Genomic DNA, 25,102 nt, shown 5'->3' on the forward strand with positions numbered 1-25,102 from the left:
GCCTGGCGCCGCGCCCTCAGCCCCCTGACCCCCGCCCAACGCCGCACGGTCATCGACACGCTCCTCGCGTACGAGGCCGCCGTGGGGGAGTTGCGGGGCACGTGAGGGCGATAGAGGAGGCGACCTGGCGCGCACGCGTTCTCGCCATGCTCCGCGAATGGCCGCTGCGCGCACCGCGAATCGACGCCGATCTGACGGACATCGGCGACCGGGCCTTGGCCTGGCTCATCGGCACGGCGGACGGTCGGTACGTGGCGAAGCTGACCTTCGACGGACCCGAACACGTCGAACCCGGTCTTAGGATCGCAGGGTTCTTGGACGCAGCCGGGATCCCGTCCGGCGCGCCGCTGCTGACGAACGACCGGCGGTGGTGCCTGCCGGTGGACGGCGACTGGACTCTCGCGGTCCTTCATTACGTCACCGGCGAGCCATTGGACCTTCGCGCGGCGGATGCACCGGTCATCGCCGGTGACCTTCTCGGCCGGGTTCATCGAACCCTGGCGTCGCCCCATGCGCCGAAGCCCGCCGGGAGTCTCCTGGAGTACTACGCCTCCGAGGCGGAACGGTTGCCCGGCTCGCCTTTGGGCGCGGCGCTCTCGGTGCTGTTCGCGGCTGGTCCGCTGCGAGAAGGAACTCTCTACGGCGATCCGGCCCCTGAGATCCTCATCGCCCCGGCCGCCGACACCGCGGCGCTCATCGACTGGGGCACTCCGAGCCGTGGCCCGTTGCTTTTCGACGTCGTCACGTGGCATCTGTTCGTGACGGCAGGCTGTGCTCCTGAGACTCGCGATGCCACGGATGCCGCAGGCGATCGCTTCCTCGCCGCGTATCAGCGCCACATCCCGCTTGCGGACACTGAGCTGGCACAGTGGACGCCCGTCAGCGATCTCTATGCGGCGATCCAAGCCACGTGGCGTCCGACTCCACCGATGTGAACGCCCGTGAACCGCCCCCGAAAACAACAATCGGGTCGCCCGGCGCCGTTGCCGCCGCGACCCGATCACTTCCGATGAGACCCCGCCGCCTCACCGCATCGCGCATCTCCTCGTCACGCCACCGCCGCTTGCTATGCCGCCGCTCGCGCAGCCGCCGCTTGTGAAACCGCTACCGCTCGCCCAGCCGCCACCGCCGCTCGTGAACTTCGCGCAGTCGCCACCCGCCGCTCACGTCGCCAGCCGGCTTTCACGTCGCCACTGTCGGAATCCGGTCCAGCCAGCGCGCGTGCTGCAACGTCGAGATCAGCGCGATGGTCGACTCCGCACCCTGATTCGGGTTGCGCCAGTCCAGCCCGAGTCCGTCGTAGCCGCCGCCGGTGGCCTTGTCGATCAGCGGGATGCCGCTGTCGTTCACGCCGAGGAACCAGTCGATCGACATGCGGACGCCGGTCAGCCACTTGCGGTCGCGGGTCACCGCGTACGCGCGGGCGCACGCGTCGGCGTAGGCCGCGGCCTCGATCGGCTGCTGGTGGTAGGCCGGTCTCGGGTCGCCGGGGGACCAGCCGCCGGCCGGGGTCGGTGACAGGTGCCTCTCGCGCGTCGACAGGGTGAGCAGCCATTCCAGCAGCGCCAAGCCGTCACGCAGCAGGGCTTCGTCGCCGATGTGTTGGCCGGCGGCTATCAGGGCCTCGGGCAGGGCCGCGTCTCCGTACTCCAGGCGCGGTTCGGGCCAGGGCCAGGCGGGGTCCGGTCCCGGCCGGCCGATGGTGACGGCCGCGTCGGCGAGCACGCTGAGCGCCGCCGGGTGGCCGGGGTGGGCTTCGGCGACTTCCGCGGCGCCGAGGGCGGCGTAGGCCATCGCGTGGTTGAGGCGGCTCTGGGGACCCAGACCCGCGCGCAGCTTGGCGCCGTCGTCGAAGCGTTCCAGGGCCACCGCGCGGATCCACGGTGTGGGCCCGCGATTGGCGGCGGTGCCGAGCGCCCACACCCCGCGCCCCCACCACTCGCCGGTCTCCGGCTCGTCGTGCCACACCCGGTCCAGTCCCATCCGGTTGTGGAAGCCGCGTTCGCGGTCCTGCGCGTGCAGCAGGAACGCCAGGTAGACCTCCGCCAGCCGCACCAGCTGCTCCGACGGTTCGGGTTCGCGGCACACCACGATCAGCCCGCGCGTCACATCGTCCACGCAGTACCCGTGCCATCGTTTCGGGATCGGTCCCCTGGCGTGCTCGAACAACCCGGTGTCGTCGCTCATCCGCACCAGGTGCGCGAACGACGGCTCCGGGGTCTTCCCGGAGAGCAGCCGCTGCAGTTCCTGGTCGGACGGCCGGGTGTCGAGATGGTCGTCGATCGTCATCGGATCAGGCTCCTTTCTGCCGAATCCGTCGGGATACCCGATTTGCGCGATCCTATGCGCTGCGCGCACGCCTGAAAACACTCCGTGCGCCCCCCGACCGACATCGAGGTCTGCGATGCCGGCGGCCGAACCCGCCCTACTCCGGCTCCTGACCCGCCTGCCGCTGCCGGATGCTGAAGAACGCGAAGCCCACCAGCAGCTGCGGCAGCTCGGTGGTCGCCCCGAACTGGCTGTCGTGGAAGTTGAAGATCTCGGTGACGAGCAGGTCGAGCAGGAGCGAGGTCTTGGCGAGCTGGTAGGACGCCAGCTTCCGTCCCCAGAGCCGCAGGGCCAGGGCGGCCACGACCAGGACCGCCGACACACTTCGCGTGATGGCGCTGGCCGTGATGGACACGTTGTCCTCGCTGTGCGGGGTCTCGGTGGCGGCCTGCGCGACGAAGATGATCGCGACGATGACGCGGGACAGGATCAGGATCGCGTACGCGACCGTCTCGGACCAGCGGAGCTCGGCCACCCGATACGCCCAGCGACGGATGCAGGCGATGACCCTGGCGAGCACACTCGGCTCGCGCACCCGAGCCAGGTCCAGCAGCCTCAGAACGGCGGCGCTGTCCTGCGCGGGGCACCCGTCGAGCAGCCGCGCCGCCCGCCCGCGCTCATCCGATGTCAGGCCACTGACCAACCCGCCGGCCGCGATCTGTGCCGCGCCGGCCAGCCGCGTGCCCACGTCACCGGCGTCGGCGACCGTGTCCCGCCCCAACAACGAGGCCACCACCAACAACGCGGCGAACACCAAGTAGATGATCGCGGCAGCCGGCCGATAGAAATAGTCATTGGTGGTGGTCAGGTACTTCCCGACCTCGTCCACGAACAACCCGATCCCGACCCCGCCGAGCAACGCGGTCCACACCCGCGCCCGCTCCCCGGCCCACACCAGCGCCACGGTCAGCGCGGCGATCATCAACAGCCCGCCCCACACCACATGCCCGATGTGGATCCCGCCGCCCCCGATGCGCGGATACCCGGTAGCCGCCAAATACGCCCGCGTGATCAGCACGGTGGCGATCCCGGCCAGCGCCATCAGCCGCAACCGCCCCGCCCCGTCCGCGAGCCGGAGCCGACGATGCGCCCGCCGGGGCGGGGCTGCGGTCGTGGTCATCGGACGAGGGTATCGGACGACGCGGGGCGGGGAGCGTTACACGAAAGCGGCCCCGCCCAAAAGGCGGGGCCGCTCCCTCAGCGCTGTTCTCAGTCAGCAATACCTGCTGCCTTCAGCAGTACCATCCGCAGCGGTACCCGCCTTCGGCAACACCAGTCTTCAGCAGTGCCTGTGCCGGCTGTCGACCGGCACGTACGCACCGATCAGCTACCGGCGGTGAAAGCCGCCAGCCCATTCGGCGTGCCCAGACCAGTCGGACCGTCATACCCCGGTCCGGCGGTGCAGTAGTACGACGGCGAGCACGTACCGTTGTTGCCGGTCGTCACGTCGTTCAGGTTGCTGGTGTGCGCGTACGGGTACGACGCCGGGACGTCGTTGGCACCGGGGGTGCCGGCCAGCGCGTAGACCGAGGCGATGATCGGCGAGGCCGCCGAGGTGCCGCCGTAGACCGCCCAGCCGCTGCCGCCGTAGGTCTGGTACACGGCCACACCGGTGGCCGGGTCCGCGACCGCGGCGACGTCCGCCACCATGCGGTTGGTGCAGCCGGTGTCGGTCTGCCAGGTGGGCTTGGTCTCGTCCGAGGAGCAGCCGGAGCCCGCGCCCTCGCTGCTGCTGGTGTCCCAGACCGACTCGCTCCAGCCGCGGCTGCTCGAGTCCTTGGTCAGCGAGGTGCCGCCGACCGCGGTCACGAACGGCGAGGACGCCGGGTACTCGGTGCCGGCCGCGTAGGCGCCGTCACCGGAGGACGCGGTGATCGCCACGCCGGGGTGGTTGAAGTAGCTCGAGTCGGACTGCGCCTCGGTGCCGTCCTCGTTGCCGCCGTAGCTGTTCGAGACGTACTTCGCGCCCTGGCTCACGGCCTGGTTCACCGCGGTGCCCAGGTCGGACATGCTCGCCGAGTTGGCCTCGACCAGCAGGATGTGGCAGCCCGGGCAGGTCGCCGAGACCATGTCCAGGTCCAGCGAGATCTCGCCGGCCCAGCCGGTGTCGCCGGTGGGGTAGTTGGTGCTGCCGTCCTGGGCGATCTTGGAGAAGCAGCCGTTGGCGGTGCTGCACTCCGGAAGGCCGTAGGTCGAGCGGTAGGTCGCCAGGTCCGACTCGGCGTTCGGGTCGTCCTGGGCGTCCACGATCGCGACCGTCTGGCCCGAACCGCCGTTGGTCGGCAGGTTGTAGGCGCTCTGCAGGTCCGACGGTCCGTAGCCGGAAGGCGTGTCGTTCGCCGACATGGCGCGCGCCTTCTTGTCCGTGCGCTTCAAGGCGAAGCACGTCGCGTAGCCCGGGTGCACGGCCTGGCTGCAGACGTGCGCAGAGGTCGGGCCGGACGCCGCCGGCGCGGGCGCGGCCTCGGCGGCGACCGCGCCCCCGGCTATCAGCGCGCTGGCACCCAGGAGGGCGGCGGCGACACGCGGCACTGCGTGTCCCCGCTTGTTCCGTGTGAGGTGGAACACTCTTGCTCCTTGTCGAAGTAGGGCGAGTGTGGTGGCGGTACGGACCAGGCGGCGCGAGAGTTCACAACACCTTGATCCGTGTTAGTACTATCGCTGACCGTAGTAACGTTCATAAAGGGCGACAGCGGCAAAGCTTTAGTAAAGCCCGAATAGGGAAAACCCTTGCCGAACCCCGGTAAACGGTGATGAAGTGGGGTTTCGTCCCGTTGTCAGCGCCGATGAGGGCTAGTACCCGGATCGCGAATACGAAACCGATATAGCGGCGCTGATTTACCGGACTTACCGGAAGGAAACGGCGGAAACCGACAACCCGAGCGCGTCGCCGTCGGGGTCCGGCGGGCAGCCGTGGACCACCGACACCACCGAGATCGCGGCCAGCAGCACCGGGATGATGATCAGCAGCAACGAGCCGAGTGCGCCCAGAGCCAGTCCGCGCCGGCCGATTTTGCGTTGCGGGTAAAGGCGGGTCACCCGCGAGGAGGCCGCCGGCCGCCGGTCGATCCCGATGCCGAGCGCGAACCCCGGCGCACTCCCGGCCCCGGCCCCCAGCACCGCGAGCGCGGAGACCAGCGCCGCCGTCCCGCTGCGCTTCACCGCGGCGTCGTCGGCGATGAACTCCACCAGCCGCCGGGTCTCCTCCTCGGCCAGCCCCAGCAACCGGATCCGCGGCGCGGTGCGGTGGATCGCGCGGGCGAAGGCGACGGCGAAATGGTGCCGGCCGGCCAGGTGCGCGCGCTCATGCGCCAGCACCGCGCCGAGCTGCGACGGCGACAGCCGGGTCAGGGCACTGCTGGTGATGACGATCGTGCCGGGCCGGCCGGGCAGGCAGTAGCAGCCCGGCTCGTCGTGGTCCAGGACCAGGACCCCCAACTCCTCGTCGGCCCGGGCCAGGATCCGCAGGATCTCGATGTGTTTGCGCCGGGTCCGCCAGGCTGAGTAGAACGTGGCCGTCATACAGAATGCGACCCGCAGTAGCAGCGTCCCGGCGGCGATCAGACCGAACCAGCCCAGGAACGGGCCGACGGGGGAGTCGTCGTTGATCGGCAGCTGGTCGGCGCAGCGGTCGATCTCCGGATCCAGGTGCGAGAGCGTGTCGAGCAGGGTCAGCCCGAGCGCCAGCCCAGCGGTCGTCGCCGCTGTCAGGAACGAGCAGGTCACCACCTGGAGCATCACGACCGTCAGCCGCGGCAGCCGCTCGGTCGGCCAGCGGCTGAGCAGCCGGGGGCCGAGCAGGGCCAGGAGCAAGGCGTAGGAACCCAGGATGAGCGCGGCTATCACAGCTCGACTTCCGGGCCGTTGGAGCCGGTGCGCGGGAACGAGCGCGAGCGAAGGGGATCAGCCGGCGCGCGGAGGACGGTGCGGAGGACGGCGCGGACGACGGCGCCGACCCGGTCCCGTCCCGTCGGCGCCGAGCCCCCGAGCTGGTTCATCCCCGAGTGCGTTCCTCTCCCCGGCCTGACCGGTGTGCGCGGCAGCCGCTGGGAGATTTGTTGCGTCGCCGTCTGGGGTGGAGAGTAGCGAACAGATCAGTGGGCGTGAACCATTCGCTGGATATCGGCGACGAGCGCCAGGGGTGGGCACGGGTAGCGGGCACTCAGCAACTGGCGCGGTCGCGGGTCCACACCAGCGCCCGGTTCCGTGCCTCCCGATGCACCCGCTCCACCCGCAGCACGATGATCGCGTGGTCCCCGGCCGGATACTCGTGCTGGGTGAAGCACTCCAGCCAGATCGGCGACCCCTCCAGGAATATCGCCCCGTTCTCGTTCTGGTGCCATGCGATGTCGGCCAGCCGCCCCGCGCTGTCGCGCGAGGCCAGCTGCCGGGTCTTCGAGGCGTGGCTCTCGCCCAGGACCGACACCCCGAGGCGGGCCGCCCGGGCCAGCACCGGCCAGGTGGTGGAGGTGCGCTGGATGGCGACCGACACCATGGGCGGTTCGTGCGAGACGCCGACGGTGAACGAGGACACGACCATGGTGACCGGCGTGCCGTCGACGACGGCGCCGACCGCCGCCACCGTCGACGGGATGTCGCCGAAGACCCTGCGGATGTCGTGGGCGTCGTCGATGAAGTCGATGAACTCGTCAGTCATGGCGGATCCTGTTCAGTGCTCAGGCCGAAGGCTCGGCGGCCAGATTGTCGACGTGCGGCTCGACGGTCACCGCGGACCGCACCGGCGAGGAGACCTGGGTCTGGCTGCGCGAGGCCCAGTCCCGGATACCGGCCAGCACCATGAAGAAGAAGATCCCGTAGACGATCCCGGAGAAGTACAGGTGCGAGTGCACGGCCAGCGGCACGCCGACCAGGTCCACGGCCAGCCACGCGAACCAGAACTCGACGTAGCGCCGGGCCTGCGTGTACATCGCGATGACCGTCCCGGTGAAGATCCAGGCGTCGCACAGCACCATCCACCACGGCGCGCCGGGGTAGAAGGACCAGTTCATCGCCTTCAGGAACGCGCCCAGCGCCCCGGTCCCGACGACCATCGCCACGATCAGCGTCAGCCGGACCGGCCAGGAGGCCCAGCCGACCACCACCGAGCCCTCGCTCGCCTTGTTCCGGCGCCAGGTGGCCCAGCCCCAGGTGGCCGCGACGATGATGATGATCTGCCGGCCGGCGTTCCCGGTGAGGTGCACGTTCAGGCTGGCGACCAGCAGACAGATCGAGCCGAGGATCTGCACCGGCCAGGAGATGACCAGCCGCCGCAGCGCCAGGACCACGGTGGCCAGGGCGAAGATGTTGCCAAGGAAGTCCGACCAGTAGACGGGGAGCCCGAAGAAGCTGAATTGGTGGTTGAGCCAATCGAACGCGTGCATACGTATCTCCAGTGTTCCGTGGGTGGTGGTTGTTCCCCGTTCGATGTACTGCCTGCTCAGGGAGCCGGCTGTTGCGTTCCGTGCGATGGGCTCGCGCACAGTTCGGCCAGTGCGCGGGCCCGGTGTTCCTCGGTGAGGGTGGCGGTGGTGGTCTCGACGTCCTCGGCCGCCGCGGCCACCAGGGCCTGGACGGAGCCGAACCGCACCGTGTCGCGGATGCGGGTGACGAGCCAGACCACCACATGCTCGCCGTAGAGCTGGTCGTGCAGATCGTGGCAGTAGACCTCGATGTGGACCTCGTTCCCGTCACAGAACGTCGGATTGGTGCCGATGCTCACCGTGACGGGATGGAGCGAGCCGTGGGTGGGCCGCGCCATCAGGCCGGCGTAGATCGCCGCCGGCGGTACCGGGGCGGCCGGGTCCGGAGCCACGTTCGCGGTCGGGAATCCCAGCCCGCGTCCGCGCCCGGCGCCGTGGACGACGGTGCCGACCACCTTGCCCAGCCATCCCCCGGCGCCCTGGACGGTCATGTCAGTTCGCTTCAGTCCCGTGCCGGTGCCCGGCCGCCGGGTGGTTCGCCGGGAGCGTCGGCCGCGCCGAGCCGGTGAGCCGCTCGCGCAGCGATTCGCCGTCCCGGTACTCCGTGGCCACGACGCCGCGCCGGCGCAGGACCGGCAGCACCGACTCGATGAAGTCGGTGGTCGAGGCCAGCTGCACGGTCGGGGCGAGCAGGAACCCGTCCAGGTCCGCGCCCTCGGCCAGCGTGCAGATCCGGTCGGCGATCTCCTCGGCGGTGCCGACGATCGGCTTGGCGCCGACGCCGTGCGTGTGCCAGTCCCGCAGCACGTCGCCGACCGTCTTGTCGGCGAACCGCGCGAGCTGGGTCTGCGAGATCTCGGTGCTCAGCTCGGACATCGGGGTGTCGTGGGAGTAGGAGGACAGGTCGATCCCGGTGAACATCGCGTAGCTGGCGACGGTGACCTCGGGCCGCTGCGCGTCAAGGATGCGCTGGTAGCGGCGCTCGGCGTCGGAAGTCGTGGCGCCGACCACGCAGGCCAGGGCCGACATGATCTTCACGTCCCCGGCCCCGCGTCCGGCGTTCACCGCCTCGGCCCGGATCGCCGAGGTGTGCCCGGCCAACTGCTCGACCGAGCCGTCGCCGATGAAGACGCACTCGCCGTGCCGGCCGGCCACCCGGCGGCCCGCGGGGGAGGCGCCGGCCTGGAACAGCACCGGCGTGCCCTGCGGGGAGTAGGCGGTGTTGCCGTAGCCCTCGGAGCGGAAGTACTTGCCGGCGTGCTTGACCAGGTGCACGCGCTCGGGGTCGGCGAACCGGCCGTGTTTGTCCTTCTCCAGCGCGCCCGGCTCCCACGCGCCTTCCCAGTACTTGTAGACGACTTCGAGGAACTCCTCGGCCATCGCGTAGCGCTCGTCGTGCGCGACCATGTCCATGCCGAACGCCTTGACCGCGGTGTCGGCGGTGCCGGTGGTGACGATGTTCCAGCCCAGCCGGCCCTGCGAGAGCTGGTCCAGGGTGGCCATCCGGCGCGCGAACGAGTACGGCGGCTCGACCAGCACCGAGCCGGTGATGACCAGGCCGAGCTCGGAGGTCGCGGACAGCAGCGCGGCCGCGACTATCGCCGGGTCCAGGCGGGGCAGGTCCAGGCTCTCCTCGGTGGCGATCGCCGGCCGGGTGCCGCGCACCTCCGACCAGCCCCAGGCGTCGGCCAGGAACAGGAAGTCGAACTTCGCGTCCTCGCACAGCGCCGCGACCCGCTTCCAGTAGTCCAGGGTGTCGAACATGTGCCGTTCGCTGTCCTGGTGCCGCCAGGTGGCGGTGCCGCCGGCGTTGGTCTGGGCGTTCTCGAACAGTCCGAGTTTGAGGGTCTTCATCGGGTTTTCTCCTGCTGCTGTGCGAATAGGTCAACCTCTTCGGCGGTGGGCATCGCGCTCTGCGCTCCCACGCCGGTCACGGACAGAGCCGCGGCCAGGACGGCGCGTTCGGCGGCCGCGCGGAGCGATCGGCCCCGGACGAGCGAGTCGGCGAGGGCGCCGCAGAAGGTGTCCCCGGCGCCGACGGTGTCGACGGCCGCGACGCGCGGGGCGGGGATATGGACCGTTCCATCCTGATCATGAACGATCGCACCATCCGCGCCCAATGTCACGACCAGCGCCGCGACCGGCAGCGGATGCCGCGCCAACAGTTTCCCGACCTCGCCGGACGTCGCCGGGACCGGCACGCCGAGCAGCGTGCACAGCTCGCCGAGGTTCGGGACGAGCACGTCCACGCGCTTGAGCACGTCATCGTCGAACGCGTACGCCGGGGCCGGGTTGAGGATCACGGTCGCGCCCTGGTTCGCGGCCCGGGTGATGGCCGCGCCGGTCACCTCCGGCGGGATCTCCCCTTGCGCCATCAGCACATCGCCGGCGCTCGTGAGTACCTCGGGAAGGTCGGCGACGGTCAGCTCCCGGTTGGCCCCGCCCTCCAGCACGATGGTGTTCTCGCCGGGCTCGTCGACGGTGATCAGGGCCAGGCCGGTGCGGGTGCGGTCGGCGGTGGTGATCCAGCCGGTGTCGACGCCGTCTTGCGCCAGCGAGGCCAGGATGTCCCGCGCGTCGCCGCCTACTTTGGCGACCAGCCGGACCGCGCTGCCCAGCCGCGCCGCGGCCACGGCCTGGTTCGCGCCCTTGCCGCCCATGCCCTCGCGCGAGCCGACCGCGTGCACGGTCTCCCCGGGCCGCGGTAGGGCCCGCACCTGCAGGACCACGTCGCGGTTCACGGAGCCGACCACTGTGACCGAAGCCATCTTCACCTCCTGGGAGATCGATTTCCCATACCCTGCATGATGTTCACCACACCGTCAAGTACCATCGAGCCGGAACTTCGGCGCGGCCCCGGCCGGCGCCGCGGCGCGCCGGCATACGGATCGGTGCCCGGATCGGGAAGGGACGTGGCGTGACGGCTCGTCTGGTCGATGTCGCACAGCTGGCGGGCGTCTCCCGCGCTACCGCCTCCCGCGTCATCGCCGGGACACCCCGCAACGTCGCGCCGGAACTCGTCGAGCGGGTCGAGCGCGCCGCCCGGGAACTGGGCTACCGCACGAACCAGTCGGCCCGGGCCCTGCGCACCGGTACCACCGGCACCTTCGGCGTAGTGGTCCCCTCCCTGGCCAACCCCTACTTCGTCCAGCTCATCGAGGCCCTGTCCCGCCGGGTCCGCGCCGACGGCGGAGTCCTGGTCGTCTCCGACGCGGCCAACACCCCGGACATCGAGGCCCGCGAGATCGACACCCTGGTCAACGGCAAGGTGGACGGCCTGATCGTGGTCCCGGTGACCACCGCCGAATCCGGCGCGGCCATCAAGGCGGCGGCGGCGATCCGGCCCATCGTGCAGTTCGACCGCTGGTCCGAAGGCGCCGGCACGGTCGCCGTCACCATGGACAACCACGCGGCCATCAGCATGCTGATCGACCACCTGCGCGGCCTGGGCCGGGAGAAGATCGCCCTGGTCGCCGCCGAGCAGAGCTCGTCCTCCGGCGCCGAGCGCTCAGCGGCCTTCCGCGACCGCCTCGGCGAGGCCGGCCGCGCCATCGTGCTGCCCTCGATCACCACCGACGCCGGCCGCAAGGCGGGGCGGCGGCTGATCCGCATGCGCGCAGACGTCGACGCGGTGGTGTGCGCCGCCGACGTGTTGGCGATCGGGCTGGTCACCACCCTGAACCGGGCAGGCGTCGCAGTACCCGATGATGTCGCGGTGACAGCATTCGACGACACCGCGATCCTGGAAGTCCTCGACCCGCCCCTGACCTCGATCCGCCATCCGCTCGACGCGATGGCCGACCGGGCCATAGCGCTGCTGCACGGCGATGCGGCGGCGCGCGAGGAGCGGGTGGAGCGGTTCGCGCCCGAGCTTGTGGTCCGGGCTTCCAGCGGGGCGGGTCGGGAACGGTAAGTCAGGTCAGCTCAGGTCAGCTTCAGTAGGCCCAGCTCAGCTCAGCTGCCCCACCTCACCCGCACAACTGCCGGTCTACCAGTCCGATGACAGCCTGCTGACTCGCGTCACCGCCGTCACCGGTGTCCGACACCACCACGGCACGCCGGGCGTCCGCGGTGACGCCGCCCCAGGTGTTGTACCCGAAGATCCCGCCGGGATGGCCGTAGTAGCCGCCGCCGCACGACAGCGGGACCCAGCCCAGCCCCAGGCCGTAGCGGACACCGGGGCCCAGCGCGGAGGCGGGCACCGTCGTCTCCATCTGGGCGAGCTGCGCCGGGCTCAACAGCCGCCCGCCGACCAGCGCCGTGTAGAAGCGGGTCAGGTCGTCCGCGGTGCTGATGATCGAGCCGGACGCGTCGGCGGCGCTCGGGTTGAAGGCCGTCACGTCCAGCAGCTTGCCGGTTCCGAAGCTCATGTAGCCCTCCGCATGCGGGCCGATGATGAAGGGGAACGTGCCCGGGGCGACGGTGTGGTCCAGACCGAGCGGCGCGATGATCCGGGCATTGACTTCGTCGGCCCAGGAGCGGCCGGTCACGCGCTGGACGATCATCCCGGCCAGCACGTAGTCGGTGTCCGAGTACGCGAACGCCGTGCCCGGCGCGGCCATCGGCGCGTGCCGCATGGCCATCGCGACCAGCTGCTCCGGGGAGTATGTACGGAACCTGTCTTGCTGGAACGCCGCGGCGTTCGTCATCTCGGCTAGATCCTGCGTGTAGTCATAGATCCCGCTGGTGTGGTTCAGCAGCTCCCGGACGGTGATCTCGCCGCCGTCGTTCCCGTTCCCGGCGACCACGCCGGGCAGCCAGTGCGCGACCGTGTCGTCCAGCGACAGCCGTCCCTCGTCGACGAGTTGCAGGATGACCGTGGCGACGAAGGTCTTCGTGGCACTGCCGATCCGGAACTCCCCGTCCTTCGGAACCGGCGCGCCGGTGCCCTCCTCAGCCGTCCCGGCACTCACCGAATGCCGCCCATCCGGCGTACTGACCTCGGCCAGCGCACCCACCGCCCCGCCCGCGACGATCGCGTTGGCCTGTTGTTGAAGCGAATCGGTAGCGCTACTCGGCGCCTGGCCGGCGGCAGTCAAAGTAATACCCAGCGCCGATGCCAGCATCAAGGCAGACAGCGTTTTGACATGCTGCACTTCTGGATCCTTTCCCCGTGTGAAGCAGGCGTGGAACCGCCTTGATGTCAATCATCTGCCATCACATGGGTATTCGACCACTGAAGCAGGAAGTGAAGTGCCTTTTCCGAAGGGGATCCCGGCTCCGCTGTGAAAGCGATCAGCTTCTGATCAGGATGTGTGTCCACAGAGAACTGCTGCACGTCCAGATCCATAGTCCCGGCGATCGGATGCCGATACGTCTTGACCAGCTGACTGGGCCCCCGCACCTGATGCGTGGCCCACCACGTCCGGAAATCCTGATCCCGCACGCTCAACTCCCCGACCAGCGCGTTCAGCGCCGCATCATCGGTCCGGCGCGCAGCCTCCATCCGCAGCGTCGCGACACAGTCCTTCGCCGCACGCTGCCAGTCGCCGTAAAGCGCGCGGAAACTCTGGTCGAGGAAGGTGAGCCGGATCAGGTTCCGGTGCGCCGGCGGCAGGGCACTGAAATCGGTCAACAGCCCCGCGGCCCCGCGATTCCAGGCCAGCACGTCCATCCGGTGGTTGACCACGATCGCCGGGACGTCCGGCATGGTGTCCAGCAGCTGCCGCAATCGCGGGGCCGGTTCGGACTGGCTCGGGCGGCGGGTCGGGGCGCCGGGCGTGACGTCGGCGACCGTGAACAGGTAGTCGCGTTCGTCGGGCTTGAGCCGCAGGGCGTCGGCGAGGGCGTCGAGCACCGAGCCGGAGACCCGGGTCGTGCGTCCCTGCTCCAGCCGCACGATGTAGTCCACGCTCACGTGCGCCAGCATCGCCAGCTCCTCGCGCCGCAGCCCCGGGACGCGGCGGAGCCGCCCGTCGTCGGGCATCCCGGCCTCGCGCGGATCGACGGCCGCGCGGCGGGAGCGCAGGAAGTCGCCGAGTCCGGTGTCGCCGCGGGCGGGTTGTGCGCAGGCCATGTCCTCAGTCTCCACCGGCTGCGGACGCCGTGCCTGGTACTGGCTTGCATAGGCGAGATCGTCCCTGGTCGCGGGCTCGGGGTCGGGCCACCGTGGAGATCGAGACCGATCCGCGGCACGACCCACGATGGGAGTCCGGTACCGATGAGGACCGATGTCACGTTTTCCAGCAATGGCCTGAAGATCGCGGGCTGTCTTCACCTCCAGGACGAGGGCCAGGACGAAGCCCGGGACAACGCCGACGCGGCCCCAAGGCCCGCGATAGTCGTCGGCCACCCCGGTAGCGGTGTGAAGGAACAGGCCGCCGGTCTGTACGCACGCCGCCTGGCCGAAGAGGCCGGCTACGTCACCCTGGCCTTCGATGCCGCCTACCAGGGCGAGAGCGAGGGCGAGCCGCGCGGTCTGGAGGACCCGGCCCAGCGGATCGAGGATCTGAAGTCGGCCGTGTCGTTCCTGACCACACACCCGGCGGTCGATCCGAACCGCATCGGCGTCCTGGGCATCTGCGCCTCCGGCGGCTACAGCCTGGCCGCCGCAGCGGGGGACCATCGCATCCGCGCCGTCGCCACGGTCAGCGGCGTCGACATCGCGCGGCAGTTCAAGGTCGGTGCCGACGGCACCCAGGACCCGGCGGTGTTCCACAGCATGCTCGACGCCGCCGCGTCCGCCCGCACCGCTGAGGCACGGGGGGAGGGCGTCCAGCGCTTCGACCTCTTCCCGGCGTCGGAGCAGGAGGCGCGCCTCGGCGGCCCGCATACGTACGAAGGATGGGAGTACTACTGCACCCCGCGCGCCGCACACCCGCGCTCGGCCAAGGCGCTGACCTGGTCCAGCGTCGACCGAATGGCGGCGTTCGACGCCTTCGCCGCGGTCGGCCTGATCGCACCGCGTCCGCTGCTGCTGATCGCCGGTCGCGAGGCCGTCACGTCGTGGATGAGCGTCCAGGCGTTCCAGGGCGCGCGCGGTCCGAAGGAACTGCATTGGATCGACGGCGCCGTGCACAACGACCTCTACGACAAGGACGAATACGTCACGCCGGCCGTCGCCAAGCTCGCCGAGTTCTACCGCGCGCACCTCGGTCGCGGGGAGGGAAGAGAATAACGCGAGGAGCGGATCGAGGGAGCGGATGCGGTGCCGGTAATCGGGATGGACGCGGCGACCAGGGAGGCGGTCGGCCGTCAGCTGGACGTGATGCACGCGATGCCCTACACCGAGGCCCTGGCCCGAGCCGCGTCGATGACCGACCAGGACCTCGCCCGCAGCCTCGGCCACTGCCGGCTGAACATCGCGATGGCGGTCAGCGACCACATCCCGACCCGCCCCGACGCGCGGGCCTCGGCCTTCGGACTGGCCAAGGCGGCGCTGAAGGGGCGCACCGTGGCCGACCCCGACGACGTCATCAGGGATCTGCTTCGCATGCCCAACCGGATGGCCGACGCTGTCCTGTTCTTCCACCGCGAGCGTTCCGACGGGACCCAACCGGCCCGCTACGCCGTCCTGGCGGACCGGCGCGGGCCGGACGGCCGCCCGATCATCGACGACGAAATCCGCAAACGCCTGCTGGAACAGATCGAGAGCCGACGCCGCCCCGGCCGTATCGAAGCCGAACTCCGGGCAGCGGCGGCCGTCGCCGACGACCCGCAGATCGCCCAGGCCATCGCCGGCCGTGGTTTCAAGCCCGATAAGGACGACGACCTCGACTTCCGCCGCTTCGCCCCGGACTGGGAGGCCCTGCTCGCCAAGGCCGAGAGCCATTCCCAGCCTGAACACGCCCGGGGACTGCTGGCCCGGCGCGCCGATCTGCCCGCCGCCATCCGCGCCGCCCTCGAAGCGATCCACCCCGCCGCACACTGGCTGGTGCCCAGGCCGGACGTCGAGGCGGTGCGGCGGGCGCTGGCCGGCATCGAGCCGACGACGCCGGCCGGCCGGTTCGCGCTCGGCGTGCTGCTGCGGCGCGGCCTGGCCGGCGGGTCGCTCGACGCGGCCGAGGTGGTCGCGACAGTACGGCCGGTCGCGGCGCTGCTCGCGTTCCTGGCGCCGACCAGGCGCTTGTGGGACGACCGCTTGGCCTTGCGCTCGCTTGCGTTTCCGGACGACGCGCGGCGATGGCTGGCCGCGACGATGCGAGACGAGGCGGAAGCGGTGTTGGCTCCGGTGCTGAGTCAGGATCCTGCGGCCTGGGCCTGGTTCCTGCACCGAGCCACGACCTGGCCGGGGACGCTGCCCGAGCTGGTCGCCGAGATAGCGCGCGGCGCGGCTGGGAACGCGGGCCCGCCGCCCGTCGGGTTCCCGAGGCGCGCGCCGGAGGATGCGGGTGACGCTGGCGCTGCGGATGACTCAGGCGACTGCTTGGGCACCGCGGACCCGATCGCCGTGGTGGCGTCGCTCATGCCGCGGCCGGTCTTCGCGAGCACGTTGGCCGCACACCTCGAAGGCTGGGATCCGGCCGCCGTCCAGGACGTGGCTCGGCTCCTGGAGCGCGAACCCCTGGTGCCGGATCTGGCCGAGCTCGCGTTGGGACCGCAGGGGACCGCGTCGATGCGGCACAGATTGGCTCACAATCCGGGCGCCGATCTGGCGATGCTTTGGCGGATCGCGGCGTGGGACCCGGCTGAGCCGCATGCGCTCTCCGCCCTCTATAGGCATCCTGGCGCCTCCTACGAACTGCGCACGGCAGTCGTCATCCGCTCCTACAGCGCCGGTGGCCTGCACCCTTCGCTCTTGAAGCTCTTGGAAAGCCGGGCGCCCGGCACCGAGCCCCTCACTCGGCTCCTGGCTTCCGGCGATGCGACCGCGCTGCACGCCGCCTTACAAGCAGTCCTCGGCACCGTCGACCCGGGCCACCTCTTGCTCGGCTACGCCGCGCTCGCCGCAGCCGCCGGCCCAGAACCGGTCTGGGCGCTGGAACTGGAACGCGTGGGGTCGCTGGACAGGGTGATTCCCGACGTCCGCGCATCGATGGCCACCGGGAGCGCCGCGCCGCTGACAGCCGCCGCCGACCCCACCCGCATACCCACCGAGCCCTGAGCCGGCCCGCGCACCCGCGCACCCGTGCCTCTCTGTCTCCCACTGAGTACCGTAGAACGCGGGGTGAGACTCAGGGCTCGAGTATGTCGCGTCGTTGACATCTGCCCCCGCACCATGACTCGATGGTCAGCGTCGACAGCGAGCACCGGGAGACCCCGACCATGACCGAACAGATCCGCAACTGGGCCGGCAACGTCGAATTCCGACCCGTTCGCAGTCACCATCCCGGCTCGCTCGACGAACTCCGGCGTCTGATCGGCGAGGCCACGTCGGTGCGGGTGCTCGGCACCGGGCACTCCTTCAACCGCCTCGCCGACACCGCGGGCGACCTCGTCACGCTCGACCGGCTCCCGCCGGAGGTGCGCGTCGATCCGGACGCGCGCACCGCGACCGTCACCGCCGGCCTGCGCCTGGCCGACCTCGCATCCCGCCTCCACGCCGCCGGGTTCGCGCTGGCCGCGCTGCCCTCGCTGCCGCACATCTCGCTGGCCGGCGCCTGCGCGACCGGGACCCACGGGTCGGGGGACGGCAACCAGGGCCTCGCGGGGCTGGTTCGCGGGATGCGGTTCGTCGGGCCGAGCGGTGACGTCGCCGAACTGACGCGGGGCGAGTCACCCGACTTCGACGGTGCCGTGGTCGGCCTCGGTGCGCTCGGCGCGGTCACGCGGATGACGGTGGACGTCGTGCCCGCTTTCGACGTCGCGCAGTACGTGTATCAGGCGGTGCCGCTGCAAGAAGTGATCACCCGGCTCGATGAGGTGTTCTCGGCCGCGTACAGCGTCAGCGTCTTCACCGGCTGGCGCGGCGAGGCATCGGTGTGGCTGAAGGTGAAGGTGTCGCCGGACGGGACGCAGCCCTCCCGACCCGAATCCGGCTGGCTCGGCGGCCGCCTCGCGGACCGCCCCGCGCACCCGATCCCCGGCATGTCCGCCGAGAACTGCACCGAGCAGCTGGGCGTCCCGGGGCCCTGGCACGAGCGACTGCCGCACTTCCGGCCCGAGTTCACCCCCAGCGCGGGCGCCGAGCTGCAATCAGAGTTCTTCGTCCCCCGCTCGCGTGCCGCCGAGGCGATCGCCGCCGTCCGCGACCTCGGCCCGCTCATCGCCCCGGTGGTGCAGATCTCCGAGTTCCGCACCGTGGCCGCCGACAACCTCTGGCTCAGCCCGGCCCACCACCGCGACAGCCTCACCATCCACTTCACCTGGCTCCCCGACCGCTCAGCGGTGGAACCCGCCCTCGCCGAGGTCGAGCGCGTGCTACTGCCACTCGGCGCGCGACCGCACTGGGGCAAGGTCTTCCTCGGCGGCCCGAAGGCCGCGCTGGCCACGTATGACAAGGCCGCCGCCTTCCAGGCACTGCTCGGCCGGCACGACCCGGACGGAAAGTTCCGCAACACCTTCGTCCGGAACCTCTTCCCGCTCCCCGCCGCCAGCCTTTGACCTCATCCGTGACTTAGCGAAGCCCGAAGCGCGACGCGAACTCCGCCAGCTCAGCACACTGCTCCTCTGGCTCACCCGCCGGCGCGGCCACGATGATGCGCGTGACCCCCTGCGCCACCATCTTCTCCACCCCCTCCGCCGTCATCTCCATCGATCCCATGCGCGCGTACGCGATCGCCTCCGGATCCCGCCCGGCCTCCCGGGCCGTCGACTTCACCAGCTCCCACAACGCTTGGCGCTCGTCCTCCTTGAGAGTGCCGCCGGGCAGCCAGCCGTCGCCGACCCGGCCCGCCCGCCGAGCCGCCGCCGGGCTCGACCCGCCGACGTGGATCGGGAGTCCGGACTCGATGAGGGGCTTGGGGTAGCTGAAGATGCTGTCGAAATCGAAGAACTCGCCGTGGAAGGTCGCGCCGTTCTCGTCTTCGGTCCACAGCCGCCGCAGCACCTCGATCGCCTCATCGGCGCGCCGCCCGCGGGTGGTGTAGTCGACGCCGACCGCCGCGGCCTCGCCCGGCAGCCCGCCGACGCCGATGGTGAGCAGGCGCATCCGGCCGCGGGACAGGGTGTCGATGGTCGCCAGTCGCTTGGCCAGCGTGACGGGATGGTGGTACGGAAGCAGCAGGACGGACGTGCCCAGCAACAGCCGCTCGGTGTGGGCGGCGACGAAGGTCAGGATGTCCAGCGGGTCGAGGTACTGAAGGTCCGTCGGCATCTCCCAGGCGCCGATCCGGGCACCACGATAGAGCGCCACGTGTTCGGGCACGTAGAAACCCTCGAAGCCGCAAGCCTCGGCCTGTTTCGCCACCGCCACCAGGCGATCCGGGTCCGGGCCGAAGAACGGCGTGGCGTAACTGAGCGCGAAGGTCGGCATCTCACTGGTCATGCCGCCACTCTAGGAGCCCACTCCCGAAGCCCGCACCAGGAGCCGTCCGGCCGCCGCGATCTCCCGTCCCCGACACCGACCGGATGCCACAATCAAGCCATGGATTCGATCGACGCGGCCGAACTGGCCCTGAGCCTGCCCGAAGTCGACCCGGAACGCCCGAGCCCGGCGCGGATCTACGACTTCTGGCTGGGTGGTTCGCAGAACTTCGAAGCAGACCGCGAGGCGGGTCGGCGCGCGGCTCAGGCGATGCCGAACCTGCCGGTTTCGGCCCAGGCGAACCGGGTCTTCCTCCGGCATGTCATCGAGGACCTGGTCACCGAGCGGGGTATCACCCAGTTCCTGGACCTGGGCTCCGGCGTTCCCACGGCCGGCAATGTGCACGAGGCGGCTCAGGCCGTCGATCCCGGGGCCACGGTCGTCTACATCGACATCGATCCGGTCGCGATCGCCCACGCCCGGTCATTGCTCGCCGACAACCCCTCGGCGCACGCGGCCCTTGCCGACGTCCGCGATCCGGGCGTCGTGCTGGAGCACCCGGTGGTCCGCGACAGCATCGACTGGACCAAGCCGGTGGCCGTGCTGCTGTTCGCGGTGCTGCACTTCATCCCGGACGACGACCAGGCCGAGCGGATCGTCCGCGCCTTCACCGAGCCGTGCGCCCCCGGCAGCTACCTGGCGCTGTCGCACGGTGCCCCGGACCACGCCGCGCTGGAAGCCCAGCAGAACGCGGCCCGGGACTACGCGGCGCGCACCGGCGTGCCGTTCACGCCGCGCACCGCCGAGCAGATCACGCCGTGGCTGTCGGGTCTGGACATCCAGCCGCCGGGAGTGGAGGACATCCGGGTGTGGGTGCCGAGCCTGAACGTGAGCCACACCGGGATGGCGCCGTGTCTCGGGGTGCTGGCGCGAAAGCCGGTCGCCGGCTGAGGAAGCGGGGCCGCTTCCGTCACTGGGCCGGGCCGGGCCGGCCATGGCAGAGCAGGGCAGACCAGAGCCGATCAGCGATCCGCGGGCCAGACCGCGACCAGCGTCCGGTCATCGTCGAACCGCTCGCCGGCGAAGTCCAGGACGTGTGCGAGCCGGAGCGGCGTCGGGGGCACCGCGAGGTGACGGGCGAACAACTCGCCGACCTCGCCGTCCCCGTCGCCCAGCGGATCGCCGAACCCGTTGCTGCCGACCAGCAGTATCTCGGAGTCGGTCAGGTGTTCCACGGCGTGCTCGACCGGCTCGGTGTGTGAATCAGCACCCTTCCTCGCCTTGAACAGCGCGTGGTAGGAACCCGTAGTGCGGTCCAGCAACCACGCGCCGGAATCCCCGATCCGGCACACCTGGATCCTCGGCCCACCCGGCTCCGGCTGGACGACACCGGCGACCAGCGTCGTCGCGTACCAGTCCGCCGCCAGCGTCCCGGCTGCCATCCCGGCCGGCGGCGCCAGCCGCCGCAACCGCTCGGCGGTGTGGTGCGCGAAGCTGTCGAAGTCCAGTGTCCCGCTGCCTTGCGCCAGCAAACACAGCAGCTGATCTATGGCCGCTCGGCAGGCTTGAGCCGCACCTTGCTGCGGCTCGTCGGCGACAGCGAACACCACCGCCCCCGACGGCTCGTGCCAGGCGACGCGCGCACACTCCCGGCGCGCCTCGCGGTAGAAGCGAGGGCCGGCCCCGCGCACCGACGCGTAGCGCACAGTGAAATCAGCAGTCGACCATCCGTCGCACTCTGTGTCCGGCACGTCGAATGCGGACTGGCCGGGCGGCTGCGGCCGCGGCTCGAACTCGGCGCCGGGCCGGCCGCTGTCCACGGTGATCCGGGGCCACGGCGCGGTGTCGTCCGGGACGGCGGCCAGGGCCGTGCCTCGATGATCAGGGCTCTGGTTCATGACATCACCTCGTCCAGCGCGATGGTGAAGCCCTCAGGCCGGGTCACCACGAGCGTCGGTTCGTCGGAGCTGAGCGCCTGGCTGGAGGCGATCAGACTGCTGGTCAGGGCTTGGAAGAACTCTGAGACGGCCTGGCCGAGATCGGTGCCGCGCTTGGCCACGAACCCGAACTCCGGCCGGGTCGCCACCTCGGCGATGGTCCGCCGCTCGGCCGAGCCCATGCCGCAGGCGATGATGTTCGGCGCGGCCGGGGTCCGCCGCCGGTCGGTCAGCTTGAGCAGCGCCCGCTTCCAGCCGGAGTCGGTGGGCTGGCCGTCGCTGAGGAAGAACACCACCGGACGGTGCACCTTGTAGCCCTCGCTCCGCAGATACCGCACGTCGGTCGGGATGCGCGCGGTCAGGTCGGCGAACGCCGCGCCGTAGTCGGTACGGCCGCGCGCCGACACCTGGGGCAGGCTGGCCTGCACCCGCATGTCGGCCACGGTCAGGTACACCCGGACGTCGTCGGAGAACCCCAACACGGCCAGCCGCAGCTTCGAGGCCAACGCCGGAGCCGTCCGCAACTCCTCGCACAGCGAGGCCAGGCCGGTGGTGAGCTCGTCCACGTAGGGACCCATCGACGCCGACTCGTCGACCAACACATACGTCGGCAGCAGCACACCTCTCGCCTCGGGCATCCAGATCGCCTCCCTTTCCGCGAACAGCCGTCGTGCTGAGCAGAAGGCTAGGCAAGCGCGCGGAGGACCGGTCCTGAGCGCGTCGTCACGGCGAGCGGAGCGGGGTAAATCAGAGTTCGAATATGTGAAGACGAAGATGTGAGGACGAACAGGCGCGGAGCGACTACGGGACTACTTCTGAACCGGCGTGCTGCCGTTCATGGTGAACTGCGGCGAGCAGGCCTGGCCGCTCTTCTCGTCCGCGTGCCAGACGCACACCTGCATCGTGGCCGCGCCCGGCATCGTGAGGAAGTTCGTCTTCTCAGCACCCTGTGAAGCGCTGAACGTGTACGCCAGCCCGTCGCTCCGGATCACCTCGGCGACGCAGGATTGCTCAAGCGAGGTGTTGAGCACCCCCGCCAGCTTGCCCGAACCATCGGTGTCCAGCCACGCCGAGCAGGCCGCGTCGTTGCCGAACCACGAGGTGTCGGCCTCGGAGTTCGTGACGCGCGCCGGATCCTTCGCGCTGTCGATCCCGGCGATCGACGACGCGGTCGGGCTGGGGCCGGAATCGCCGGGCGCGGAGCTCGGCGGCGGGTTCGAGGCCGAGCTCGTCGGCGGGTTGGAACCGCCGGACCGGCTCGGCGAGGTGCCGCCGCCGTTTCGCGATGAGGACGTGGAACCGGTGTGACCGGCGGTCCCGGAACCCGGCCCGGTAGCCCCGCTAGCCCCGTTCGCCCCGTTCGAGGCGGACCCGTTCGGCTGGTTGGAGTTGGCGCCGGAACCCGCGGACGTCGGCAGGGGACCGGTCGGGGTGGCGTTCGAGGTCGAGCCCCCGGCTTTCGCCGACGACGATCCCGTGCCGGCTATGGGCAGCACGCCGATACCCGAGGCCGCGGAAGACGGATGGTTCCCACCGCCGTGCGACATCGACAACGCCGTGGCCACCCCGGCCGTCACGGCGCCCAGCGCCACGACCGTCGCGAGCGGAACGAGGAGCCGGCGCCGCGTCTGCCGCTTGTCGCGGTCGGCCAGGGCCAGCGTGGGACCGGACTGCGGCTCCGTCTCCACCGCAGGGTCCGTCTCCACCACGAGCTCCGGAGGCAGCAGCGTCTCCGGCGCCGGCGGCAGCACCGTCTCGATCACGCTCACCGGGGTCGCGGCGAAGTCCCGCCGCTTCGCGATCCGCTCCATCACGTCGGCCGGCCAGGACGGGCCCGCCGCCGCGTGCTCGCGCGCCGCGGCGACCAGATCGGCGGCCGTCGGCCGGGCCGAGGGCTCGGCGGCCAGACACGCCTCCACGACCGTGGCCAGCCCGGCGTCCAGCGAGCGGATCGGCCGCAGATCGGGCATCGCGCTCGGCGGCCGGACCGAGGCCGCGAACACGAGTGTGGCGGCCAGCGAGTAGATGTCGGAGGGCGCCGAGACCTCCCGGTCCCCGGCCTCCTGCTCCGGCGCGGTGAACCCGCGCGTTCCCGAACTCGAGCCGGTGCGGGTCAGCCGCGACTGGTCGTAGGCCAGCGCGATGCCGAAGTCGATGAGCTTGACCCCGTCGCGGATCAGCATGATGTTGGCGGGCTTGAGATCGCGGTGCACGATCCCGGCCTCGTGCACGGAGCGCAGGTGCGCCGCGGTGTCGGCCAGCAGCAGCCACAGGGCGTCGGCGGGCAGCGGGCCGAAGGAGCGGACCGCGTCGTCCACGGTCAGGCCCGGCACGTATTCGGTGGCGAACCACGGCTCCGGCGCGGTGCTGTCGCTGGCCAGCAGGGTGGGGGCGACGCCGAAGGGCACCCGGTGCAGGATCGCGACCTCGCGGTTGAACCGCTCGCCGGAGACCAGCCGCGGCCGGACGCGCTTGACGGCGACATAGCGGCCCTCGCGGGTGGCCAGGTAGACCTCGCCCATCCCGCCGGCGCCGAGCAGCCCGATGACGGTGAACTGGCCGATCTCGCGGGGGTCGCCCGGGCCCAGCGGCTCGGCGACGTCACTGTCCATGGGCGCGCCGTCCCCCGCTGCGTGCACTCACGCCGCGTAGGTTATCGAGCACCGGCGGGCGCGTGCAATTTGTCATGATCGTTGAGGACCGGTCCTCCGCGCGGGCTTCTACACTGGCTCACGGCTGAACGGAGGCGACCCAAACCATGCCGAACACGAACTTCCGCCCGTTGATGCTGCCCCCGGGCAGCCCGTCCGAGGGGGTCCCCTCGGCGCCGCCCGGCACCATCTTCGTGCTGGGCCCGGAGGGCGGCTACGCGGTGCCAGCGCGCCGGTACACGCTGCTGTTCGGGCGTGACCGGGAGGACGTGCACGTGCCGGTCGGCGTGGACGACCCGACCGTCAGCCGCCGGCACGGGGTCTTCACCTGCACCGGCCCGGACGGCGGCTGGTGGCTGACCAACACCGGGCACCTGCCGATCGAACTCCCCAACGGCGCGCTGATGCTCACCGGCCACCGCCGCTTCATCGAGCCCGGCTACACCCCGCTGGTCATCAACTCCTCAAAGCAGCGCTCACACCTCGTTGAGGTTCGGCTGGTCGACGACGACGACCAGCACCCGCGCTCCACGACCAAGGAGGAGACGGTCGACCCGGAGACCGTGTACGAGCTGTCTCCGCAGGAACGCCTGGTCCTCACCGCACTCGCCCGCCGCTACCTGGAAGGCGCGGAGGCCTTCCCGCTCCCGCTGACGTGGGAGGACACCGCGCAGACCGCCAACGCCTCGCCGTTCACCACCAAGGTCTGGAACTTCCGCACGGTCGCCAACACCGTCGAGGAGGTGCGCGAACGCCTGCACCGGCGCGGCGTCCGCGGACTGATGCGCGACGAGGTGGGGGAGCCGGTCGGCTCGACGCTGAGCGTGAACCTGATCCGGGAGCTGGTCAAGACGGTGACGCTCAGCGCGCAGGACCTGGAACTGCTCGACGACCAGAGCTAGTGCCTCCTTGGCAGGCGGCGTTTGCCTTGCTGCTTGTGGCTCCGATGGTCGGTGCGGCCTTGGCGGGTGCGGGGTGCGGGTGCGGGGTGCGGGTGCGGGGCGCGGCAAGTCTTGCAACTGGGGTGGTTCGGGGATCGGATCTTCTTGCTGGAGCTAGGGTTTGCTGGCCGGGTTGCGGTTGGGTTGTGGTTTCAAAGCTTTTTACGGCCTTCGGTCATAGTTGTGCCGGTTCGGGGTTCGGGTCGGCGAGTCTGTCTATCGGCTGCCGGTTTTCGCGTTCACAACCCCGCCGCACCTCAGGCCTCTTCAACTCCGGCAAGTCAGAGCACGGGCACAGGCCAGATCAAGAGCAAGATCAAGAGCCACAAGCAAGATCAAAATCAAGGGCTGTGGTGAAGGGCCGGGCCTCCGGCGGGCCTCGGCAACCTCAGGGAAACTTGCGCGGTTCCCTAGGGTGGCTGGGTGAGTCTCAGCGGCTGCGGTTTGTGGGGTGGTGCGGTCCGTTCCCCTCGGTCGCGTC

23 protein-coding genes are annotated in these 25,102 nt (G+C 70.7%); 7 read left to right on the plus strand and 16 right to left on the minus strand.

Annotation, left to right across the window (positions count from 1 at the left end; genetic code table 11):
• The first annotated feature begins 146 nt into the window (after positions 1-146).
• Complete coding sequence (locus tag KGQ19_RS34125) at positions 147-935, plus strand: phosphotransferase (protein WP_268908069.1); 789 nt, start codon at positions 147-149, stop codon at positions 933-935.
• 247 nt (positions 936-1,182) lie between these two features.
• On the opposite strand, the gene KGQ19_RS34130 is transcribed toward KGQ19_RS34125, so the two are convergent.
• From KGQ19_RS34130 to KGQ19_RS34175, 10 genes are all read right to left on the minus strand, one after another.
• Positions 1,183-2,289, minus strand: coding sequence for a glycosyltransferase (locus KGQ19_RS34130; protein ID WP_212017009.1), 1,107 nt, complete (start codon positions 2,287-2,289; stop codon positions 1,183-1,185).
• 136 nt (positions 2,290-2,425) lie between these two features.
• Positions 2,426-3,448: a hypothetical protein gene (locus tag KGQ19_RS34135; RefSeq protein ID WP_212017011.1), complete on the minus strand. Its 1,023-nt coding sequence runs from the start codon at positions 3,446-3,448 to the stop codon at positions 2,426-2,428.
• A 203-nt stretch (positions 3,449-3,651) separates the two neighbouring features.
• Positions 3,652-4,896 (minus strand): S53 family peptidase, encoded by a 1,245-nt coding sequence (locus KGQ19_RS34140; RefSeq protein ID WP_212017013.1) that lies wholly within the window; start codon positions 4,894-4,896, stop codon positions 3,652-3,654.
• Between the two features lie 279 nt (positions 4,897-5,175).
• Positions 5,176-6,174 carry a M56 family metallopeptidase gene (locus KGQ19_RS34145; protein ID WP_212017015.1) on the minus strand — a complete coding sequence of 333 codons (999 nt, stop codon included), beginning with the start codon at positions 6,172-6,174 and terminating at the stop codon, positions 5,176-5,178.
• Positions 6,171-6,326, minus strand: a complete 156-nt coding sequence (locus KGQ19_RS34150; protein ID WP_212017017.1) for a hypothetical protein — start codon at positions 6,324-6,326, stop codon at positions 6,171-6,173. Before KGQ19_RS34150 ends, KGQ19_RS34145 begins: the two co-directional genes overlap by 4 nt.
• A gap of 164 nt (positions 6,327-6,490) precedes the next feature.
• The gene (locus KGQ19_RS34155) at positions 6,491-6,985 is read right to left on the minus strand and encodes a flavin reductase family protein (RefSeq protein WP_212017019.1); all 495 of its coding nucleotides are present in this window, start codon (positions 6,983-6,985) and stop codon (positions 6,491-6,493) included.
• A gap of 19 nt (positions 6,986-7,004) precedes the next feature.
• Complete coding sequence (locus KGQ19_RS34160) at positions 7,005-7,709, minus strand: nicotinamide mononucleotide transporter family protein (RefSeq protein ID WP_230419882.1); 705 nt, start codon at positions 7,707-7,709, stop codon at positions 7,005-7,007.
• A gap of 56 nt (positions 7,710-7,765) precedes the next feature.
• Positions 7,766-8,239 carry a riboflavin kinase gene (locus tag KGQ19_RS34165; protein WP_212017021.1) on the minus strand — a complete coding sequence of 158 codons (474 nt, stop codon included), beginning with the start codon at positions 8,237-8,239 and terminating at the stop codon, positions 7,766-7,768.
• 1 nt (position 8,240) lies between these two features.
• Positions 8,241-9,602, minus strand: a complete 1,362-nt coding sequence (locus tag KGQ19_RS34170; RefSeq protein WP_212017023.1) for an NtaA/DmoA family FMN-dependent monooxygenase — start codon at positions 9,600-9,602, stop codon at positions 8,241-8,243.
• Positions 9,599-10,516, minus strand: a complete 918-nt coding sequence (locus tag KGQ19_RS34175) for a ribokinase (protein ID WP_212017025.1) — start codon at positions 10,514-10,516, stop codon at positions 9,599-9,601. Before KGQ19_RS34175 ends, KGQ19_RS34170 begins: the two co-directional genes overlap by 4 nt.
• A 149-nt stretch (positions 10,517-10,665) precedes the next feature.
• On the opposite strand from KGQ19_RS34175, the gene KGQ19_RS34180 reads away from it, so the two are divergent.
• Entirely contained in the window at positions 10,666-11,661 is a 996-nt protein-coding gene (locus KGQ19_RS34180) for a LacI family DNA-binding transcriptional regulator (protein WP_212017027.1), read from the plus strand.
• 55 nt (positions 11,662-11,716) lie between these two features.
• Here the strand turns inward: KGQ19_RS34180 and KGQ19_RS34185 are convergent, their stop codons facing one another.
• Both KGQ19_RS34185 and KGQ19_RS34190 read right to left on the minus strand, forming a co-directional pair.
• Positions 11,717-12,844 (minus strand): serine hydrolase domain-containing protein, encoded by a 1,128-nt coding sequence (locus KGQ19_RS34185; protein WP_212017030.1) that lies wholly within the window; start codon positions 12,842-12,844, stop codon positions 11,717-11,719.
• 47 nt (positions 12,845-12,891) lie between these two features.
• The gene (locus KGQ19_RS34190) at positions 12,892-13,764 is read right to left on the minus strand and encodes a helix-turn-helix transcriptional regulator (protein WP_212017032.1); all 873 of its coding nucleotides are present in this window, start codon (positions 13,762-13,764) and stop codon (positions 12,892-12,894) included.
• Between the two features lie 144 nt (positions 13,765-13,908).
• Between KGQ19_RS34190 and KGQ19_RS34195 the strand changes: the two genes are divergently transcribed.
• From KGQ19_RS34195 to KGQ19_RS34205, 3 genes are all read left to right on the plus strand, one after another.
• Positions 13,909-14,865, plus strand: coding sequence for an alpha/beta hydrolase (locus KGQ19_RS34195; protein WP_212017034.1), 957 nt, complete (start codon positions 13,909-13,911; stop codon positions 14,863-14,865).
• A gap of 30 nt (positions 14,866-14,895) precedes the next feature.
• A complete protein-coding gene (locus KGQ19_RS34200) occupies positions 14,896-16,791 on the plus strand; it encodes a hypothetical protein (protein WP_212017037.1) in 1,896 nt (631 codons plus the stop codon).
• Positions 16,792-16,913: 122 nt separating this feature from the next.
• Positions 16,914-18,230, plus strand: coding sequence for a D-arabinono-1,4-lactone oxidase (locus tag KGQ19_RS34205; RefSeq protein ID WP_230419883.1), 1,317 nt, complete (start codon positions 16,914-16,916; stop codon positions 18,228-18,230).
• Positions 18,231-18,243: 13 nt separating this feature from the next.
• Here KGQ19_RS34205 and KGQ19_RS34210 read toward each other — a convergent pair whose 3' ends face one another.
• The gene (locus KGQ19_RS34210; RefSeq protein WP_212017039.1) at positions 18,244-19,113 is read right to left on the minus strand and encodes a TIGR03619 family F420-dependent LLM class oxidoreductase; all 870 of its coding nucleotides are present in this window, start codon (positions 19,111-19,113) and stop codon (positions 18,244-18,246) included.
• A gap of 99 nt (positions 19,114-19,212) precedes the next feature.
• Between KGQ19_RS34210 and KGQ19_RS34215 the strand changes: the two genes are divergently transcribed.
• Positions 19,213-20,043: an SAM-dependent methyltransferase gene (locus KGQ19_RS34215; RefSeq protein WP_212017041.1), complete on the plus strand. Its 831-nt coding sequence runs from the start codon at positions 19,213-19,215 to the stop codon at positions 20,041-20,043.
• Positions 20,044-20,114: 71 nt separating this feature from the next.
• Here the strand turns inward: KGQ19_RS34215 and KGQ19_RS34220 are convergent, their stop codons facing one another.
• The 3 genes from KGQ19_RS34220 to KGQ19_RS34230 all read right to left on the minus strand — a co-directional run bounded on the left by KGQ19_RS34220 (position 20,115) and on the right by KGQ19_RS34230 (position 23,641).
• Positions 20,115-20,990, minus strand: a complete 876-nt coding sequence (locus KGQ19_RS34220; protein ID WP_212017044.1) for a PP2C family serine/threonine-protein phosphatase — start codon at positions 20,988-20,990, stop codon at positions 20,115-20,117.
• On the minus strand, positions 20,987-21,667 hold the full coding sequence (locus KGQ19_RS34225; protein WP_212017046.1) for a vWA domain-containing protein: 681 nt from the start codon (positions 21,665-21,667) through the stop codon (positions 20,987-20,989). Before KGQ19_RS34225 ends, KGQ19_RS34220 begins: the two co-directional genes overlap by 4 nt.
• A 171-nt stretch (positions 21,668-21,838) precedes the next feature.
• Positions 21,839-23,641 carry a serine/threonine-protein kinase gene (locus tag KGQ19_RS34230; protein WP_212017048.1) on the minus strand — a complete coding sequence of 601 codons (1,803 nt, stop codon included), beginning with the start codon at positions 23,639-23,641 and terminating at the stop codon, positions 21,839-21,841.
• A 146-nt stretch (positions 23,642-23,787) separates the two neighbouring features.
• Between KGQ19_RS34230 and KGQ19_RS34235 the strand changes: the two genes are divergently transcribed.
• On the plus strand, positions 23,788-24,582 hold the full coding sequence (locus KGQ19_RS34235; RefSeq protein ID WP_212017050.1) for an FHA domain-containing protein: 795 nt from the start codon (positions 23,788-23,790) through the stop codon (positions 24,580-24,582).
• Positions 24,583-25,102: the final 520 nt, after the last annotated feature.

The organism is Catenulispora pinistramenti (assembly GCF_018274385.1).
GTDB classification, from domain to species: domain Bacteria; phylum Actinomycetota; class Actinomycetes; order Streptomycetales; family Catenulisporaceae; genus Catenulispora; species Catenulispora pinistramenti.

What these genes read in the sequence shown, in the direction of transcription:
- KGQ19_RS34125 (WP_268908069.1), top strand. Translation starts at nt 147, where the DNA reads ATGCTCCGCGAATGGCCGCTGCGCGCACCGCGAATCGACGCCGATCTG.
- KGQ19_RS34130 (WP_212017009.1), bottom strand. Translation starts at nt 2,289, where the DNA reads ATGACGATCGACGACCATCTCGACACCCGGCCGTCCGACCAGGAACTG.
- KGQ19_RS34135 (WP_212017011.1), bottom strand. Translation starts at nt 3,448, where the DNA reads ATGACCACGACCGCAGCCCCGCCCCGGCGGGCGCATCGTCGGCTCCGG.
- KGQ19_RS34150 (WP_212017017.1), bottom strand. Translation starts at nt 6,326, where the DNA reads ATGAACCAGCTCGGGGGCTCGGCGCCGACGGGACGGGACCGGGTCGGC.
- KGQ19_RS34155 (WP_212017019.1), bottom strand. Translation starts at nt 6,985, where the DNA reads ATGACTGACGAGTTCATCGACTTCATCGACGACGCCCACGACATCCGC.
- KGQ19_RS34160 (WP_230419882.1), bottom strand. Translation starts at nt 7,709, where the DNA reads ATGCACGCGTTCGATTGGCTCAACCACCAATTCAGCTTCTTCGGGCTC.
- KGQ19_RS34165 (WP_212017021.1), bottom strand. Translation starts at nt 8,239, where the DNA reads ATGACCGTCCAGGGCGCCGGGGGATGGCTGGGCAAGGTGGTCGGCACC.
- KGQ19_RS34170 (WP_212017023.1), bottom strand. Translation starts at nt 9,602, where the DNA reads ATGAAGACCCTCAAACTCGGACTGTTCGAGAACGCCCAGACCAACGCC.
- KGQ19_RS34175 (WP_212017025.1), bottom strand. Translation starts at nt 10,516, where the DNA reads ATGGCTTCGGTCACAGTGGTCGGCTCCGTGAACCGCGACGTGGTCCTG.
- KGQ19_RS34190 (WP_212017032.1), bottom strand. Translation starts at nt 13,764, where the DNA reads ATGGCCTGCGCACAACCCGCCCGCGGCGACACCGGACTCGGCGACTTC.
- KGQ19_RS34195 (WP_212017034.1), top strand. Translation starts at nt 13,909, where the DNA reads ATGAGGACCGATGTCACGTTTTCCAGCAATGGCCTGAAGATCGCGGGC.
- KGQ19_RS34205 (WP_230419883.1), top strand. Translation starts at nt 16,914, where the DNA reads ATGGTCAGCGTCGACAGCGAGCACCGGGAGACCCCGACCATGACCGAA.
- KGQ19_RS34210 (WP_212017039.1), bottom strand. Translation starts at nt 19,113, where the DNA reads ATGACCAGTGAGATGCCGACCTTCGCGCTCAGTTACGCCACGCCGTTC.
- KGQ19_RS34215 (WP_212017041.1), top strand. Translation starts at nt 19,213, where the DNA reads ATGGATTCGATCGACGCGGCCGAACTGGCCCTGAGCCTGCCCGAAGTC.
- KGQ19_RS34220 (WP_212017044.1), bottom strand. Translation starts at nt 20,990, where the DNA reads ATGAACCAGAGCCCTGATCATCGAGGCACGGCCCTGGCCGCCGTCCCG.
- KGQ19_RS34225 (WP_212017046.1), bottom strand. Translation starts at nt 21,667, where the DNA reads ATGCCCGAGGCGAGAGGTGTGCTGCTGCCGACGTATGTGTTGGTCGAC.
- KGQ19_RS34230 (WP_212017048.1), bottom strand. Translation starts at nt 23,641, where the DNA reads ATGGACAGTGACGTCGCCGAGCCGCTGGGCCCGGGCGACCCCCGCGAG.
- KGQ19_RS34235 (WP_212017050.1), top strand. Translation starts at nt 23,788, where the DNA reads ATGCCGAACACGAACTTCCGCCCGTTGATGCTGCCCCCGGGCAGCCCG.